This window comes from Actinomadura citrea, assembly GCF_013409045.1.
Lineage (GTDB): Bacteria > Actinomycetota > Actinomycetes > Streptosporangiales > Streptosporangiaceae > Spirillospora > Spirillospora citrea.
This window is the reverse complement of record NZ_JACCBT010000001.1, coordinates 6666162-6681459: the sequence shown is the minus strand read 5'-3', so window position 1 is coordinate 6681459 and position 15298 is coordinate 6666162. Positions and strand designations below refer to the sequence as shown.

Annotated in this window: 15 protein-coding genes; 9 read left to right on the top strand and 6 right to left on the bottom strand. The window is 71.6% G+C overall.

Annotated elements, in window-relative coordinates; translation table 11 throughout:
• Positions 1-74: 74 nt before the first annotated feature.
• A complete protein-coding gene (locus tag BJ999_RS30700) occupies positions 75-1103 on the top strand; it encodes a PHP domain-containing protein (RefSeq protein ID WP_229810144.1) in 1029 nt (342 codons plus the stop codon).
• Positions 1104-1106: 3 nt separating this feature from the next.
• On the opposite strand, the gene BJ999_RS30695 is transcribed toward BJ999_RS30700, so the two are convergent.
• Positions 1107-1676 carry a nucleotidyl cyclase domain-containing protein gene (locus tag BJ999_RS30695; protein ID WP_338070789.1) on the bottom strand — a complete coding sequence of 190 codons (570 nt, stop codon included), beginning with the start codon at positions 1674-1676 and terminating at the stop codon, positions 1107-1109.
• 231 nt (positions 1677-1907) lie between these two features.
• Between BJ999_RS30695 and BJ999_RS30690 the strand changes: the two genes are divergently transcribed.
• Both BJ999_RS30690 and BJ999_RS30685 read left to right on the top strand, forming a co-directional pair.
• The gene (locus BJ999_RS30690) at positions 1908-2786 is read left to right on the top strand and encodes a helix-turn-helix domain-containing protein (protein WP_179836490.1); all 879 of its coding nucleotides are present in this window, start codon (positions 1908-1910) and stop codon (positions 2784-2786) included.
• A gap of 21 nt (positions 2787-2807) precedes the next feature.
• Complete coding sequence (locus BJ999_RS30685) at positions 2808-3032, top strand: DUF397 domain-containing protein (protein ID WP_179836489.1); 225 nt, start codon at positions 2808-2810, stop codon at positions 3030-3032.
• Between the two features lie 3 nt (positions 3033-3035).
• On the opposite strand, the gene BJ999_RS30680 is transcribed toward BJ999_RS30685, so the two are convergent.
• Together BJ999_RS30680 and BJ999_RS30675 are read right to left on the bottom strand one after the other, a co-directional pair.
• Positions 3036-4037: an extracellular catalytic domain type 2 short-chain-length polyhydroxyalkanoate depolymerase gene (locus tag BJ999_RS30680; RefSeq protein ID WP_179836488.1), complete on the bottom strand. Its 1002-nt coding sequence runs from the start codon at positions 4035-4037 to the stop codon at positions 3036-3038.
• A gap of 8 nt (positions 4038-4045) precedes the next feature.
• Positions 4046-5374: a tannase/feruloyl esterase family alpha/beta hydrolase gene (locus tag BJ999_RS30675; protein ID WP_179836487.1), complete on the bottom strand. Its 1329-nt coding sequence runs from the start codon at positions 5372-5374 to the stop codon at positions 4046-4048.
• A gap of 261 nt (positions 5375-5635) precedes the next feature.
• Between BJ999_RS30675 and BJ999_RS30670 the strand changes: the two genes are divergently transcribed.
• Genes BJ999_RS30670 through BJ999_RS30650 form a run of 5 tightly spaced genes read left to right on the top strand, consistent with a single transcriptional unit; the run spans position 5636 to position 10216 of the window.
• Positions 5636-6409 carry an ABC transporter ATP-binding protein gene (locus tag BJ999_RS30670; protein WP_179836486.1) on the top strand — a complete coding sequence of 258 codons (774 nt, stop codon included), beginning with the start codon at positions 5636-5638 and terminating at the stop codon, positions 6407-6409.
• Entirely contained in the window at positions 6396-7088 is a 693-nt protein-coding gene (locus BJ999_RS30665) for an ABC transporter ATP-binding protein (protein ID WP_179836485.1), read from the top strand. Before BJ999_RS30670 ends, BJ999_RS30665 begins: the two co-directional genes overlap by 14 nt.
• Before the next feature lie 10 nt (positions 7089-7098).
• Positions 7099-8337, top strand: coding sequence for an ABC transporter substrate-binding protein (locus BJ999_RS30660; protein ID WP_179836484.1), 1239 nt, complete (start codon positions 7099-7101; stop codon positions 8335-8337).
• A 12-nt stretch (positions 8338-8349) separates the two neighbouring features.
• Positions 8350-9210 carry a branched-chain amino acid ABC transporter permease gene (locus BJ999_RS30655; protein ID WP_179836483.1) on the top strand — a complete coding sequence of 287 codons (861 nt, stop codon included), beginning with the start codon at positions 8350-8352 and terminating at the stop codon, positions 9208-9210.
• A gap of 16 nt (positions 9211-9226) precedes the next feature.
• Positions 9227-10216: a branched-chain amino acid ABC transporter permease gene (locus BJ999_RS30650; protein WP_179836482.1), complete on the top strand. Its 990-nt coding sequence runs from the start codon at positions 9227-9229 to the stop codon at positions 10214-10216.
• A gap of 60 nt (positions 10217-10276) precedes the next feature.
• On the opposite strand, the gene BJ999_RS30645 is transcribed toward BJ999_RS30650, so the two are convergent.
• The 3 genes from BJ999_RS30645 to BJ999_RS30635 form a co-directional block, all read right to left on the bottom strand.
• A complete protein-coding gene (locus BJ999_RS30645; RefSeq protein ID WP_229810142.1) occupies positions 10277-12160 on the bottom strand; it encodes a helix-turn-helix domain-containing protein in 1884 nt (627 codons plus the stop codon).
• Between the two features lie 11 nt (positions 12161-12171).
• Entirely contained in the window at positions 12172-12960 is a 789-nt protein-coding gene (locus tag BJ999_RS30640; protein ID WP_179836480.1) for a 3-hydroxybutyrate dehydrogenase, read from the bottom strand.
• 93 nt (positions 12961-13053) lie between these two features.
• Positions 13054-14100 (bottom strand): SUKH-4 family immunity protein, encoded by a 1047-nt coding sequence (locus BJ999_RS30635; protein WP_179836479.1) that lies wholly within the window; start codon positions 14098-14100, stop codon positions 13054-13056.
• A 182-nt stretch (positions 14101-14282) separates the two neighbouring features.
• Here BJ999_RS30635 and BJ999_RS30630 point away from each other — a divergent pair, with 182 nt between their 5' ends.
• On the top strand, positions 14283-15233 hold the full coding sequence (locus BJ999_RS30630; RefSeq protein ID WP_179836478.1) for an alpha/beta fold hydrolase: 951 nt from the start codon (positions 14283-14285) through the stop codon (positions 15231-15233).
• Positions 15234-15298 lie beyond the last annotated feature (65 nt).

Genomic DNA, 15298 nt, shown 5'->3' with positions numbered 1-15298 from the left:
CTAGGCAGCCCCGGTCTCGCTCGGATGACACCGTGGTGGGACGTGCCGGGTCATACCTGGGTACGGTGCGAGGCGTGGAGCCCGTCGAAGCGCTGCGCCGCATCGCGTTCCTGCTGGAGCGCGCCCATGAGCCGACCTACCGCGTCCGGGCGTTCCGCACGGCCGCCGCACGCGCGGAGGAGACGGCCCCCGACGAGCTGGCCGACCGGGCCCGCGACGGGACGCTCACCGCGCTGCCCGGCGTCGGCAAGGTCACCGCCCTGGTGATCGAGGAGGCGCTGCGCGGCGAGACCCCGGTCTACCTGCGGCGCCTGGAGGCGACCGAGGGGGAGCCGCTGGACGAGGCCACGGCCGCGCTCCGCTCGGCCCTGAAGGGCGACCTGCACACCCACAGCGACTGGTCGGACGGCGGGTCCCCGATCCTGGAGATGGCCGAGACCGCCCGCTCCCTGGGCCACGAGTACCTCGCGCTCACCGACCACTCGCCGCGCCTGAAGGTCGCGGGCGGCCTGTCCGCCGACCGCCTGCGCCGCCAGCTCGACGTCGTCGCCGAGCTCAACGCCTCCCTGGCGCCCTTCCGCATCCTGACCGGCATCGAGGTCGACATCCTGGAGGACGGCGCCCTCGACCAGGAGCCCGATCTCCTCGACCGCCTCGACGTCGTCGTCGCCAGCGTGCACTCCAAGCTCCGCATGGACCGCGTCGCCATGACCAGGCGGATGGTCGCGGCGATCGCCGACCCGCGCGTGAACGTCCTCGGCCACTGCACCGGGCGCATCGTGAAGGCCGGCGGCAAGCGCGGCGGCCTGCGCCCGGAGTCGGAGTTCGACGCCGCGCTCGTCTTCGACGCCTGCGCCGCCTACGACGTCGCCGTCGAGATCAACTCCCGCCCGGAGCGCCTCGACCCGCCGAAGCGCCTGCTGCGCCTGGCGGTCGAGGCGGGCTGCCGCTTCTCCATCGACTCCGACGCCCACGCGCCCGGGCAGCTCGACTGGCAGCCGTTCGGCTGCGAGCGGGCCGCCCGGTGCGGGGTGCCGGCGTCACAGGTCGTCAACACCCTCACGGCCGACGACCTGCTCGCCTGGACGCGCTCGAAACGGTGACGGTCAGCGCGTCCCCCGGTGGATGCGCCCGGGGAAGGAGGCCCCCTTGGCGGTGATCTCCACGGGATGGAACTCCTCCGGGGCCAGGCCCTCGAAACCGGTCTCGACGATGTCGCTGTAGAGGGACGAGGACACGATCAGCGCCATCTCGCGGACGGGATCGGCGCGCAGTTCGTCCCGCAGCTCCTGGGAGTCGAGGAGCCGGGCGACCACGATCGGCGCCTGGCCCACCGCCCCGAAGAGCCCGTCGGACAGGGGGCCGTGGTGCATCGCCACCCGGAGCCTGATCGGCGGCCTCCGCTCTCGGTTGAGCTCGGCCAGTGCGGTGGCCAGCGCGCGTGGATAGGACACCAGCACCAGCAGCCCGTCGGTGTCGGGCGGAAGGATCGCCATCTCGCCGTCGCCGCCGACCTGCCGCAGCCAGGTCCGCCGGTCGAGACCGGCCGCGGCCGCCGCGGTCTCCAGGATCTGGTGCAGATCCTGCTGGACCTGCTTCTGCTGCGCCGTGCTCAGCTTGCTGTAACCCTCGATATCGACCGCGATGAGAAAGTGATACGTCAGTCGATCGGTCACCGGCACGGTGAACGGCATGTCCGCTGGGTTCGGCGCCGCCGTTTCCGTCGCCGCCGTGTTCGCCGCTGTACTGCTCATCCGCTACCCCGTCGGGTGACCTGGCGTTCGTAATACCCCGGTTCTCATCACACCTCTGCCTTCGGTCATGGCCGACGCGCCCACTGCCCCCTCTTCGTATGTTGCGCGCCTGCCAGCGTTCGTGCAAGGTTGCATGTAGGGTTTCTTGTATCCGTGCACGAGAGTTTTCAGGAGAAGGGCATGGCGGTCCGCCAGTCGCCGTCCGTGCGGGCCCGGCAGCTCGCCCGCGAACTGCGCGGCCTGCGCACTCGTGCCGGAGTGACGATCGACCAGGTCGCCGCTGAGATGAAGTGGTCGACGGCCAAGGTCTCCAGGATCGAGACCGCCTACACCCTGATCACCGTCGCGGACCTGCACCGCCTCCTCGCCTTCTACGGGGTGGAGGAGCCGGCGGTGGAGCGCTACGTCAGGCTGGCCCGAGCCGCGCGCGAACGTGGCTGGTGGGAGACCTACGGCGAGACGCTCGGGGAGCGCTACGCCGCCTTCATCGGCCTGGAGGCCGACGCGCAGGCGATGCACTCCTACCGGGTGGCGATCATCCACGGCCTGCTGCAGACGGCCGACTACACCCGGGCCTGCATGATGGCCAGCGTCCCCGCGCTGCCGCCCGGGGAGGTCGACCGGCAGGTCGAGATCCGGTTGAAGCGGCAGGCGCGGCTGCGGTCCCTTGAGGCGATGGAGCTCTTCGCCGTCCTGGACGAGGGTGCGCTGCGCCGGCGGATCGCGGACGACGGGGTGATGCGGGACCAGCTGGAGTATCTGCTGGAGGCCGGGAAACTGTCGAATGTGAGAATTCTGGTCGTTCCATTCGACAACGGCTACCCTGGCGGCCTCACGGACTTCAGCGTGCTGAAGTTCCAGGAACCCGAGTACCCGGATATCGTGTACATCGAGCAGATGGGCGGTAGTCTGATCATCGAAGATGAGAGCCAGGTCTTCCGTTATACGAGCGCGTTCGAGAAAATCTGCGGTAATGCGCTCGACGAGACCGGTTCGCGTGACCTCATCGCCCGCATAGCCAGGGCGTACTAGCAGAACAGTGAATCTCCGTTAATGACGACGACGTCTCATGGTGCCGCCTTCGCATGGCGAAAGAGCACCCGCAGTGCCGCCAGTGACGAATGTGTCGAACTGGCCGCGCGCATTATCGGTGGGGGCCGTTCCCCGGCCGTGTTCATCCGTGATTCCAAGGCGCCGGGCGGAACCGTTTTCCGCTTCGGGGGCGCCGAGTTCGCCGCATTTCTGGCCCGGGTGAAACGCGGCGAACTCGACCTGTGAGGATCAGCCGCCGAGGGCGTGCACCATGCGCATGATCGTCTCGATCTGCCTGCCGCCCTTCATGTCGTAGGCGGTGTCGCCGCCGTAGCCCCACCAGTTCCAGCAGCCCTGCGGGTTGCCGCCCAGCCAGCTGGACGCGGTGGCCTGCGGATACAGGACGATCATGCCGTTGGTGTCGGCGTACTCGTTGAGGTAGGTCTTCGTCGCGAACGCCTTGCCGACGACGCTCCGCCCCTGCTGGCACCCGTGCAGCGCGACCATGAGCCTGCACGTCCCCGACTGGCAGCCCGCCGGGATGTAGGCGAAGCCCGTCGCGTCCATGCTGATGGACGAGGCGCTCCCGCCCGTCGCGTAGGCGTTCTGGTCGAACTCCATGAGCGTGCCGCCGGGTGAGGGGGCGGGCGAGGCCACGGACCCGAACAGGTGCCCCAGCATCGAGCGCTCCGGATCGTCACCGCACTTGTTGATGTAGGGGGTGTAGGTGGCCGAGCAGGGGTTGGGGCCGATCGGGCTCACCCAGGCGTGCCCGGCCTGCGAGGTCTTGGTGTAGGAGACGGCGGATCCGAAGTTCCGGTAGAGCCCGGCGAGGTCGTCGTTCACCGACTGCTTCACGGTCGAGTCGTTCGTCCCGTGATAGATCCACACCGGATGCCCGGACAGGTTGCTGACGGGATCGACGCTTCCCTGCGCCGCCCGGTCGCGGGCCGTCCGTTCCAGTTTCGCCGGGTTGTCGTCGTAGATGTCGTTCATGCAGGCGAGCTGCGCGGTCGTCAGGTTCCCCCGCGCGCAGTGGTAGGGCCCGGCGGTGAAGATGCCGGCGCCCCGGAACGTCCCGGAGTAGGCGATGTGCAGCTGGTCGGCCATGTAGCCGCCGGACGAGACGCCGCTGACGTACGAGGCGCTGATCGAGTGGCGGGGAAGCGCGGCGGCGGCCGCGGACGCGGGTGACGCGCTGACGGTCGTTAAGGCGAGGGCGGCGGCCGCGAGGAACGGGGTGGGTCTCATGGTGTCCCCTAGCTGATGGAGCAGGTGTTGACGGTGTCGCCCGACGTGGGGCGGGGGAGCGTGGCGCTCTTCGGTGGGGTGGTGCCGTGCTGCGTCCAGGACTCCAGGGCCGTGAAGGCCGTGCGCATGCAGGGCAGGAGCGGGCGCAGGCGGTCGGGGAAGGAGTCGTAGAGGCCGTCGACGTGGTTGGCGGCCTCAAGGCGGTAGTAGCGGTAGGGCGCCTTTCCCTTGGCGCGGACGAGTTTCGCGTAGACGTCGGAGTCGGTGGTGATGGGCAGGAGCGCGTCGTAGGTGCCGTGCAGGGTGATCATGGGCTTGCGGATGCGGCCCGTGAGCGCCATGCGGGCGACGGCACGGTGGACGCTCTCCGGACGTGCGGCGTAGTTGTAGTCGGCCTCCTCTCCCGTGTAGGCGGGGTCGAATTCAGCGCGGTAGATGCGCTGGGTGAGCTCCCAATAGACCTGGTCGTGGAACGGCCAGAGGAACTCCGAGCCGGGGGCGAGGCCCGCGTTCAGGAGCGCCTTGTGGGCGGACGGGTCTCCGGTGGCCGCGTACGAGGGGTAGGCCCGCAGAACCCGCGGGAGGTAGGTGAACAGGTTGGGGCCGTCGGCGCGCCAGAGCGTGCCTTCCGCGTCGATGCCGCCGTCGTACAGCTCCGGGCGGTTCTCCAACTGCCAGCGGACGAGGTATCCGCCGTTGGAGATACCCGCCGCATACGTGTGGCGGGGCGCGCGCCCGTACCGTTTCGCGACGACCTTCTTGGCGGCCCGCGTGAGCTGCGTCACCCGGTCGTTCCATTCGGCGACGGCGTCGCCGGGGCGGCGGCCGTCCTTGAAGAACTCGGTGCCGCTGTTGCCCTTGTCCGTCGCGGCGTAGGCGTAGCCCTTGGCGAGCGCCCAGTCGGAGATCGTGAAGTCGTTGGCGTACTGCCGCCTGTTGCCGGGAGGGCCGGCGACGACGAGAGCGCCGTTCCAGCGCTCGGGCAGGCGGATGACGAACTGGGCGTCGTGGTTCCAGCCGTTGTTGGTGTTGAACGTCGAGGTGTCGGGGAAGTAGCCGTCCAGCTGGATGCCCCGGACCCCGGACGGGTTGCGCGTCCCGGCGGCGTGCAGCCCGGCCCAGTCGGCCGGGACGGTGTGGCCCGAGCCGACCGTCCCCGCGGTCGTGAGGTCGTCGAGGCAGGCGGCCACCTGCTTCTCCGCCCCCGGCACCGCGAGCCCGGACGCGCAGGCGGGGCCCTGCCGCGCGTCGGCCTGCACGGCCAGGGGCACGGCCAGGGCCGCGGTGAGGGCGCCGGCCAGGGTGCCGGCGGCAAGGGCGGGTCGGACGATGGGCATTCCGGCTCCTCGGGGCGGACGTCAGATGCCCGCCATGGTGAGCGCCGGTTGTGACCGCTGCCACGTGGCCCGCACACATATCGGATCACCCGGCCATGTGCCCGTGGTCGTGACCTGCGCGTGATGTGGCTCACACCTGTATCCGGACATCCGAATGTGGGTGCCGGTCACATGGTCCGGTCCGCGGGTGCCACCTAGCGTTCCCGGTCACGGCGGCCCGAGTGCGGTTCGGGCCGTCCACGACGAGCGCGAGGAGGGCGCATGGGCGACCCGGACCGAAAGGCCCCGGTGCTGGCGGCGCGCGGCCTGGTCAGGGAGTTCCGCGGCTTCAGGGCCGTGGACGGCGTGGACCTCGACGTCGCCGAGGGGTCCGTCCACGCGCTGGTGGGGCCGAACGGCGCGGGCAAGACCACGCTGTTCAACCTGCTCACCGGATTCCTGAAGCCGACCGCGGGCAGCGTCCGGCTCGGCGCGCACGAGCTGGCCGGGAAGCGCCCCGAGCTGATCGCGGGGCTCGGCCTGGCCCGGTCGTTCCAGATCACGAGCCTGTTCGCCGAGCTCACCCCGCGCCAGCACGTGGAGCTCGCGCTCGCCGGGCGCACGGGTCTCGGCTGGCGGTTCTGGCGCTCGGACAAGGCGCTCGGCCGCCACTCCGAGCGCGCCGCCGAACTGCTCGGGCAGGTCGGGCTGGACGAGCACGCCGACGTCCCGGCCGGGGCGCTGGCCTACGGCCGCAAGCGCGCCCTCGAACTGGCGCTGGCCCTCGCGCTGGACCCGAAGGTGCTGCTCCTGGACGAGCCGACCGCCGGCATGGGCGTCGAGGACGTCGGCCGCACCGTCGACCTCATCAAGAAGGTGCGCGCCGGGCGGACCGTGGTGATGGTCGAGCACAACATGAGCGTCGTCTCCAGCCTCGCCGACCGGGTCACCGTCCTGCAGCACGGCCGCGTCCTCGTCGAGGGCCCCTACGCCGAGATCCGCCACGACCCCCGCGTCGTCACCGCCTACCTCGGAGACTCCCATGCTGCGCATTGACGGACTGTCCGCCTGGTACGGCGAGGCCCGGGCGCTGCGCGAGGTGTCGCTGCACGTCGACGAGGGCGAGATCGTCACCCTCGTCGGCCGCAACGGCGCCGGCAAGACCACGCTCCTGCGCTCCCTGATGGGGCTCCACCGGGGCGCGTCCGGAACGGTCCGGTTCCTGGACGAGGACATCTCCGGCCTCAGCCCGCACAAGCGCGCCCGGCGGGGCCTCGGCTACGTCCCCGACGACCGCGGCATCTTCGCGACGCTCTCGGTGGAGGAGAACCTCACCCTGCCGCCCGTGACGGGCCCCGGCCCCTGGTCGCTGGAACGGGTGTACGAGACGTTCCCGCGCCTCCGGGAGCGGCGCCGGTTCCCCGGGACGAAGCTGTCGGGCGGCGAGCAGCAGATGCTCGCGCTCGCCCGGGTGCTGCGGACCGGCGCCCGCCTGCTCCTGTGCGACGAGCCCACCGAGGGCCTGTCCCCGCTGATCGTCCAGCAGATCGGCGAGATCCTCCGCGAGGTCAAGGCGGCCGGGGTGACCGTCCTGCTCATCGAGCAGAACGTGCACTTCGCCGCGACCGTCGCCGACCGCCACCACCTGCTCGCCGAGGGCCGGATCGTCGAGTCCATGGACAACGACGAGGTCCGCGCCCGCGAGAGCGAACTCCTCCAGTACCTCGGAATATAGGGAGACCCCGATGAGAGTTCTCGGACGCTCGGCCGCGCTCGCGACCGCCGGAGCGCTGCTGGCCGGCTGCGCGGGCGGACCCGGCGGGGGCGGGGGCAAGATCAGCGACGACAAGATCGTGCTGGCGGTGCTGACCGACCAGTCCGGCGTGTACGCCGACCTGTCGGGCAAGAACGCCGTCGAGGCGGTGAAGATGGCCGTCGCCGACTTCAAGGCCAAGTACGGCGGCAAGGCCGTGACCGACGAGATCGAGGTCATCTCCGCCGACCACCAGAACAAGCCCGAGGTCGCCAACTCCAAGGCCCAGGAGCTCTACGACCGCAAGAAGGCCGACCTGATCCTGGACGTGCCCACCTCGTCCGCCGCGCTCGCCGTCGCCACCGTCGCCAAGAACAAGAAGAAGCTGTTCATCGACGTCGGCGCCGCGACGACCGAGCTGGAAGGCAAGCAGTGCAACAAGTACACCTTCCACTACGGCTACAACAGCTACATGCTCGCCCACGGGACGGGCACCGGGGTCACCAAGGACGGCGGAAAGAACTGGTACATCGTCTACCCGGACTACGCGTTCGGGCAGGACATGCAGAAGACGTTCACCACGGCCATCAAGGGCGCCGGGGGCAGCGTCGTGAAGAGCGACCCGACGCCGTTCCCGAACGACAACTTCTCCACGTTCCTGCTGAAGGCGCCGGGCCTGAAGCCCAAGCCGCAGGTGCTCGGCGCCATGCAGGCCGGCGGTGACCTCGTCAACCTGGTCAAGCAGTACAACGAGTACAAGCTGGGCGAGAAGGGCGTGAAGCTCGCCGCGGGCCTGATGTTCATCACCGACATCCACTCGCTCGGCTCCGACGCCCTGGCCGGGACGCGCTTCACCGACTTCTGGTACTGGAACGCCAATCAGGGCAACCGCGCCTGGGCCGACAAGTTCAAGGCCAAGACCGGCGCCCGCCCGACGGCCGTGCAGGCGGCCGACTACTCGGCGGCGCTGCAGTACCTGGAGGCCGTGCAGCGCGGCGGCACCGACAAGTCCGACGATGTGGTGAAGCAGCTCGAGGGCGCCAAGGTCAACGACGCGTTCACCTCCACCGGCACGATCCGCGCCGAGGACCACCTGCTCACCCACGACGCCTACGTCGCCGAGGTCAAGCCCAAGAGCGAGGTCAAGGAGCCCTGGGACTACGAGAAGATCCTCAGCACGATCCCGGCGGCGGAGGCGTTCCAGCAGCCCGACCCGTCCTGCTCCCTCTAGGCGGGCCGCGACGTGCTGCAACAGGCGTTCAACGGGCTGGTGGGCGGGGCGTTCTACGCCCTGCTCGCCCTCGGCCTGGCCGTCATCTTCGGGATGCTGGGCGTGGTCAACTTCGCGCACGGGGCGTTCTACATGCTCGGCGCGTTCGGCTCCTTCGTGCTGCTCGACTCCTTCGGCGTGAACTTCTGGCTCGCGCTGGTGATCGTGCCCGTCGCCCTCGGGATCGCGGGCGTGCTGCTGGAGCGGCTGTTCATCCACCGGCTCGCGCCGCTGGACCCGCTCTACAACTTCCTGTTCACCTTCGGGCTCGCGCTGATCCTGCAGGACCTGGTGAAGCGGCGGTACGGGGTGCAGTCGCAGCCCTATCCGCGCCCGTCCGCGCTGGACGGGTCGATCGACCTCGGCCTGTTCACCTACCCGACGTACCAGGTGTTCGTGCTGGCGGTGTCGGTGCTGGTGTGCGCCGCCGTGTGGGTGGTGCTGACCCGGACCCGCGTCGGCATGATCGTCCGGGCGGCGACCGAGCGGCCCGAGCTGTCGCGCGCCCTCGGCATCGACGTCGCCCGCTGGGTGACGCCGGTGTTCGGGTTCGGCATCGCGCTCGCCGCGTTCGCCGGCGTGCTCGCCGCGCCGATGCGGGCGGTCAACCCGCTGATGGGCTCCGACCTGATCATCACGGTGTTCGCGGTCGTGGTGATCGGCGGCCTCGGGTCGGTGTTCGGCTCGGTCGCCGCCGGGTTCGCGGTCGGGCTCGTGTCGGCCCTCGGCAACTACTACGTCCCGTCGCTGTCGCAGACGCTGGTGTTCATCCTGATGGCCGCCGTGCTGCTGTGGCGCCCCGCCGGCCTGTTCGGACGCGAGGAGGCCCTGTGACCGCCGAGGAGAACCTGTGATCCTCTCCAAGCTGGCCGGACGGCCGGTCCTGCTGGCCGCCGGGCTCGTGGTGGCGCTCGTCCTGCCCTGGTTCATCTACCCGCCGGTCGCGCTGGACATCGTCTGCTGGGCGCTGTTCGCGGCCGCCGTCGACCTGCTGCTCGGCTTCACCGGGCTCCTGTCGTTCGGGCACGCGGCCTTCTGGGGCGGCTCGGGCTACGCCACCGGCCTGATCGCGCTGCACTCCGGGCTGCCGTTCCCCGTGGCCGTGCTGGGCGGCGCCGCCTTCGCGGCCGCCCTCGCCGTCCCGATCGGCTTCCTGTCGGTCCGGCTGCGCGGCATCTACTTCGCCATGGTCACACTGGCCTTCGCGCAGATGGTGTACTTCATCGCCAACCAGTGGAGGGAGGCGACCGGCGGGGAGAACGGCCTGCAGGGCATCCCCAGGGAGCTGTTCGGGCTGGACCTGTCCGACCCGTTCTTCTTCTACTACGCCGCGCTGCCGTTCATCCTGGTCGGGCTGTTCGCCGCCTGGCGCATCGTCCGGTCCCCCTTCGGCAGGGTCCTGATGTCCATCCGCGACAACCCCAACAGGGCGCGGGCGCTCGGCTACAGCATCGACCGCTACAAGCTGCTGGCCTTCGTCCTGTCGGCCGCCCTGTCGGGCCTGGCGGGCGGGCTGTTCACCGTCGGGCACGGCTTCGCGTCCCTCCAGGGCGTGTACTGGACGACCTCGGGCCAGGCCGTGATGATGGTCGTCCTCGGCGGCATCGGCACCCTGTGGGGCGGGGCCGTCGGCGCCGCGCTGATCGTGGAGCTGAACGACTACCTGGCCGGCGCCGGGTTCGAGGAGACCGGGATCATCACCGGCGCGATCTTCATCGTGGTCGTGCTGCTGTTCCGCCGCGGCGTCTGGGGCACGGCCCGCGATCTCGTCGCGGCCCGAGCTTCCCGCGCACGTCCCGCGCCCGAGAACGACGACGCCAAGGTCGAAGCCTCCGTGTGACACGAACCGAGCGCGCGGCGTGCCGTCCCCCAGGGGGCGGCGCGCCGCGTTCCGGCGTGCTCAGCGGGAGAGGCGGTGCAGGCGCAGGGCGAGCTGGAGTTCGAGGGCCTGCTCGGGGGCCTGCCAGTCGTCGCCGAGGAGGCGGGCGATGCGGTCGAGGCGCTGGCTCACGGTGTTGACGTGGATGTGCAGGCGCTCGGCCGTCCGCGACAGGCTGCCGCCCGTCCCGAAATAGGCCTCCAGCGTCTGGACGAGGGCCGTGCCGCGCCGCTCGTCGTAGTCGAGGACGGGACCGAGCGCGCTCCCGAGGAAGCCCGTCACGTCGCGGTCGTCCCCGATGAGCAGGCCGACGAAGCCCAGCTCGGACGCGCCGGCGCCGTCGCCGCGGCGCCCGAGGGCCAGCAGCGCGTCCGCGCAGCGCTGCGCCTCCCGGTGGGCGGGGGCGACCCCGCCCGGACCGCGGACCGGGCCGGCCGCGCCGACCGTGGCGGACCCGCCGAGGGAGGCGCCGAGCTCCTTGGCGACCCGGCGCGCCGCGTCGCCCGGCCGGTCGCCCGGCAGCAGCAGGACGATCTCCTCCGCACGCGAGGCGGCCAGGCCGTGCTCCACCGCCGCGAACGACGACGCCCAGAAGGCCGCGCGGGGCCGGTGCTCGCGGGAGTCGTACGTGGCGCACAGCACCACGTGCGGAGCGCCCAGATCGACGCCGACGCGCCGCGCCCGCGCCGTCAGCGCCTCCGCGCCCGCCCGGCGGCCGGACAGCAGGTCGTCCAGCAGCTCGCCGCGCACCCGCCCCTCGGCCTCGGTGGCGCTCCGCTGGAACAGCAGCAGCAGCGCCGTCACGAGCGCCGCGCGCTCCAGGATCCGCTGGTCGGCGTCGTCCACCTCGTCGGCGGTGCGCAGCACCAGCGTGCCGAGCATCTCGTCGCCGGTGGAGACCGAGGCGATCCACAGATCGCCGCGCCTGACCGTGCGCCCCTGCGCGCGTGCGGAGTGGGCCGAGGCCGAGACCCCGCCCAGTTCGTCGTCGCCGAGGGGCTCCGCCGCCGCGCCGGTCGTCGCGAGTCGCCGGCCGTCGGCGTCCAGGACGTGCAGGGTGCCGCCCAGCAACTCGGTCACCACGGCGCCGACGTCTTCCACGCCGCCGCCCCGGACCACCACGGCGGTCATCCGGTCGTGCGCGCGCGCCGCCCGCTCCACGGCCGCGCTACGCGCCTTGACCTCTTCGTTGGCGGCGCTCAGCTCGGTCAGAGCGGTACGGGTCTCCTCCAAGAGGCGGGCGTTGTCGATGGCGATCGCGGCGTGCGCGGCGAGCGAGCCGAGCAGCGCCACCTCCTCCTGGTCGAACGGGCGCTCACTGCGGTTCGCGGCGGTCAGCACGCCGATGACCCGGCTGCCCAGCCGCATCGGCACGCCGAGGATGGCGACCAGGCCCTCCTCGGCGACCGCATCGTCGATGAACCCCCGGTGCTCGAACTGGGCGTCCACCAGGTAGTGGTCGCTGTTGTAGGGCATCGCGGTCTGCGCGACCAGGCCGACCAGACCGGTGCCCATCGGCAGCCTCAGCCGCCGGAACGCCGCCGACACCGACCCGTCGGTCACCCGCATGTAGGTGTCGCCGCGCGCGTCGTCGTTCAGCGTGAGGTAGGCGATGTCGGCGTTCAGCAGCCGCCGTGCGCGGCGGGTGATCGCCTCCAGCACCGCGTCGAGGTCGCGCAGCCCGGCGAGGTCGCCCGCGGTGTCGAACAGCGCCGCCAGCTCGTTCTCCCGGCGGGCGTGCCGCCGCATGATCGTCCGGACCCGCAGCGCGGCGAGCTTCGTCGCCTCCAGTTCCTCCAGGACGGCCGGAGGCGCGCCCTCCGCCCGCGCCTGCACGAGGGGGCCCTCGAACTCGACGGGGGAGGCCTCCCGGGCCAGCAGTTCGAGGAAGACGCCGCAGGTCATACGGCTCATTCTTAGTGCGCCGTCCAGCCGCCGTCGAGTGCCAGGGAGGCGCCGGTCACCATCGAGGCGGGCGGCGAGCACAGATAGGCGACGAGTTCCGCCACCTCGTCCGGCTCGATCAGCCGCTTCACGGCGGCGTGGTCGAGCATGATCCGCTCGACGACCTCGTCCTCGGGCATGCCGTGCGTGCGCGCCTGGTCGGCGATCTGGTTCTCCACCAGCGGGGTCCGGACGTAGGCGGGGTTGACGCAGTTGGACGTCACGCCGTGCGGGGCGCCCTCCAGCGCGATCACCTTGGAAAGCCCCTCAAGGCCGTGCTTGGCCGTCACATAGGCCGACTTGTACGGCGAGGCCCGCAACCCGTGCACGGACGAGATGTTGACGATGCGACCCCAGCCGCGCTCGTACATGCCGGGCAGCGCGTCCCGCACCAGCCGGAACGGCGCCTCCACCATCAACCGCAGGATCCGCCCGAACGTCTCCGGCGGGAAGTCCTGGAGCGGCGCCACGTACTGGATTCCGGCGTTGTTGACCAGGATGTCCGTGCCGGAGGCCAGGCCGCCGAGCGCGTCCACGTCGGCCAGATCGGCCAGCAGGGGGACACCGCCGATCTCGGCCGCGGTCCGCTCCGCCGCGTCCCCGTCTATGTCGGCCACCACCACCTCGGCGCCCGCCGCCGCGAGCCGCCGGGCGCAGGCGCGGCCGATGCCGCTCGCGCCTCCGGTGACCAGGGCGCGCCTGCCCGACAGATCCAGCGTCCCCGAAGTCCCCGCGGTCGCCCGCGGTGTCACGCTCGTCATGCGCAGAACCTATGGAGCGCGGCCCCGCCCTCCCATGTGGCCCGCGCACACAATCCACCACCGGACGGTATGGATCGGTTCAGACCGGCCGGGTCACAACAGCCCGTTCCACATCTGCTCGACGACGAGGGACCACCAGCGGTCCTCCCCGTGGAAGGCGGCCGGGTCGACGGAGGCGAGTTGTGCCTGGATCCGCTCGACGATCTCTCCGGCCCCATGGGCGTCCCTGCCCCGCATACGCCGCCGTCCGTGCGACAGCAGCGCCAGCGAGCGGGCGAGCTCCCCCGGGCCGCTGTTGACGAACCGGGTCGTCCCGAGGACGGGGTCCACCGCCCACACCCCGCCCAGCACGTGCGGAGGACCGGAGATCAGCAGGCCGATCATGCAGTGACCGTCCCCGCCGATGCTGACGAGCGAGGCGAACTCGTGCAGCCTGTCTTCCGAGAGCGGGCTGCGGCGGATGCCGAGCTGCTCCGGCATCGGCCGGGCCGTCCACGCCTGGAAGATGTGCGGGAGTTGCGCGGGGAGCCCGGCCACCTCCAGCACGGCCGCCTGTGCGGGTGGCACCCCGATCCGCTGCAGGTCGCCGGCCTGGTAGCGGCGCACCTGCGCGGGGCCGAACGCCGATGCCAGCACCTGCGCGAGCTGCGCGGGATCCAGCGGCGGCGCCGGCGGCGCGCCCGCGGGCGGCGGGACCGGCGATGCCCCGGGCGGCGCGGACCGGCCCATCATCCGGGCGAGCGCCGCCGCCTGCTCCGAGTTGGCCGCGACCGCGGCGGCCCGTTCCCGCGCGGTGGCGCCGTAGGGCCGCCCGAACGAGATCTCGGCGTGAGGGAAGGCGAAGTCGCGCAGGAGCGGGTCGCAGTAGCACCCGGGAAGACGGCACGGCTCGATCTCGGAGAAGGCCGCCGTCACGTTCTCGGCGGGGATCCCGAGCCGCTGGAGCTCCTCCCACGCCTGCCAGAAGGGACTCGGGAGCCCGGGCCCGGAGATCTTGGAGAGATAGACCTCCTCGCCCTGTGCGTCCCGGTAGTTGAGGGTGAGGGTGTTGCCCGCGCCCACCGCCGGAAGGTGCCCGGGCGTCGGGCTTGCCTGTGCCTGCCCGCCCGTGTGGCCGCCCGTGTGGCTGCCGTCGTACATCCTGTTCCACTCCTCGCCGGTGTGCGGGTTCGTCCGCGCGTTCGATCTGGCCGAGCAGTGTCGCAGGTGCGGGCGCATGCGTTGGGACCGTTCCAGCCGATTTCCTGTTTTTGTGATCAAGAATGCCGTCCGGCGGGGGATAGCGTTGGACGGACCGGCCCGCGCCACCCGAAGGGTTCCAGATGACCGAGATCAGGCACCGCTTCGTCCGGTCGGACAGCGGGCTGCGCATGCACGTCGCCGAGGCGGGCGAAGGACCCCTCGTGCTCCTCCTGCACGGCTTCCCCGAATGCTGGTACTCCTGGCGGCACCAGCTCACCGCGCTCGCCGAGGCCGGGTTCCACGCCGTCGCGCCCGACCAGCGCGGCTACGCCCGCACGGGCGGCCCTGCGGACGCCGGCCGGTACACGATCCTGCACCTGGCCGCGGACGCGGTCGGGCTCATCGGCCCGCTCGGCGCGGACCGCGCCGTCGTGGTCGGCCACGACTGGGGCGCCCCCGTCGCCTGGGCCGTGGCCCAGATGCGCCCCGACAGGGTGCGCGGCGTGGTCGGCATGTCGGTTCCGCACCGTCCGCGCAGCAGCGGGCCGCCCGTGGAGTCCATGCGCCGCCTCTTCGGCGACGGCTTCTACATGGTGCACTTCCAGCAGCCGGACGTCCCGGAGGCCGAACTCGACCGCGACCGGGCCGCCACCTTCCGCCGCATGCTGTACGGGGTGTCCGGCGACGGCCCGTGCCCGCCGCTGGTCGTCCCGGAGGGCGGCGGCTTCCTCGACGGCCTCCCCGAGCCGGAGAAGCTGCCCGGCTGGCTCACCGCCGAGGACATCGCCGCCTACGTCGAGGAGTACGCCGAGAGCGGCTTCACCGGCCCCGTCAACTGGTACCGCAACCTCGACCGCAACTGGGAGCTCACGGCAGCCTGGCACCGCGCCCCCATCGGCCCGCCCGCCCTCTACATCGCGGGCGACCGCGACCTCGTCGCCATCGGCGCCCGCGACACGATCGCCTCCATGCGCGACTTCGTGCCGAACCTGCGCGACACCGTCTGGCTGTCCGGATGCGGCCACTGGACGCAGCAGGAACGCCCCGCCGAGGTCAACGACGCCGTGATCGGCTTCCTCCGCGCCCTCTAGGCGCGCGAGGGCCGTCATTCCCCGGGGGACGACCGCGGGGAACGGCAGTATCGATCCCGGCGAGA

Coding starts and splice junctions, on each gene's coding strand:
- BJ999_RS30680 (WP_179836488.1), bottom strand. CDS start 4,037: ATGAGACCCACCCCGTTCCTCGCGGCCGCCGCCCTCGCCTTAACGACC.
- BJ999_RS30645 (WP_229810142.1), bottom strand. CDS start 12,160: ATGACCTGCGGCGTCTTCCTCGAACTGCTGGCCCGGGAGGCCTCCCCC.
- BJ999_RS30670 (WP_179836486.1), top strand. CDS start 5,636: ATGGGCGACCCGGACCGAAAGGCCCCGGTGCTGGCGGCGCGCGGCCTG.
- BJ999_RS30675 (WP_179836487.1), bottom strand. CDS start 5,374: ATGCCCATCGTCCGACCCGCCCTTGCCGCCGGCACCCTGGCCGGCGCC.
- BJ999_RS30630 (WP_179836478.1), top strand. CDS start 14,283: ATGACCGAGATCAGGCACCGCTTCGTCCGGTCGGACAGCGGGCTGCGC.
- BJ999_RS30640 (WP_179836480.1), bottom strand. CDS start 12,960: ATGACGAGCGTGACACCGCGGGCGACCGCGGGGACTTCGGGGACGCTG.
- BJ999_RS30685 (WP_179836489.1), top strand. CDS start 2,808: ATGACGACGACGTCTCATGGTGCCGCCTTCGCATGGCGAAAGAGCACC.
- BJ999_RS30665 (WP_179836485.1), top strand. CDS start 6,396: ATGCTGCGCATTGACGGACTGTCCGCCTGGTACGGCGAGGCCCGGGCG.
- BJ999_RS30635 (WP_179836479.1), bottom strand. CDS start 14,100: ATGTACGACGGCAGCCACACGGGCGGCCACACGGGCGGGCAGGCACAG.
- BJ999_RS30660 (WP_179836484.1), top strand. CDS start 7,099: ATGAGAGTTCTCGGACGCTCGGCCGCGCTCGCGACCGCCGGAGCGCTG.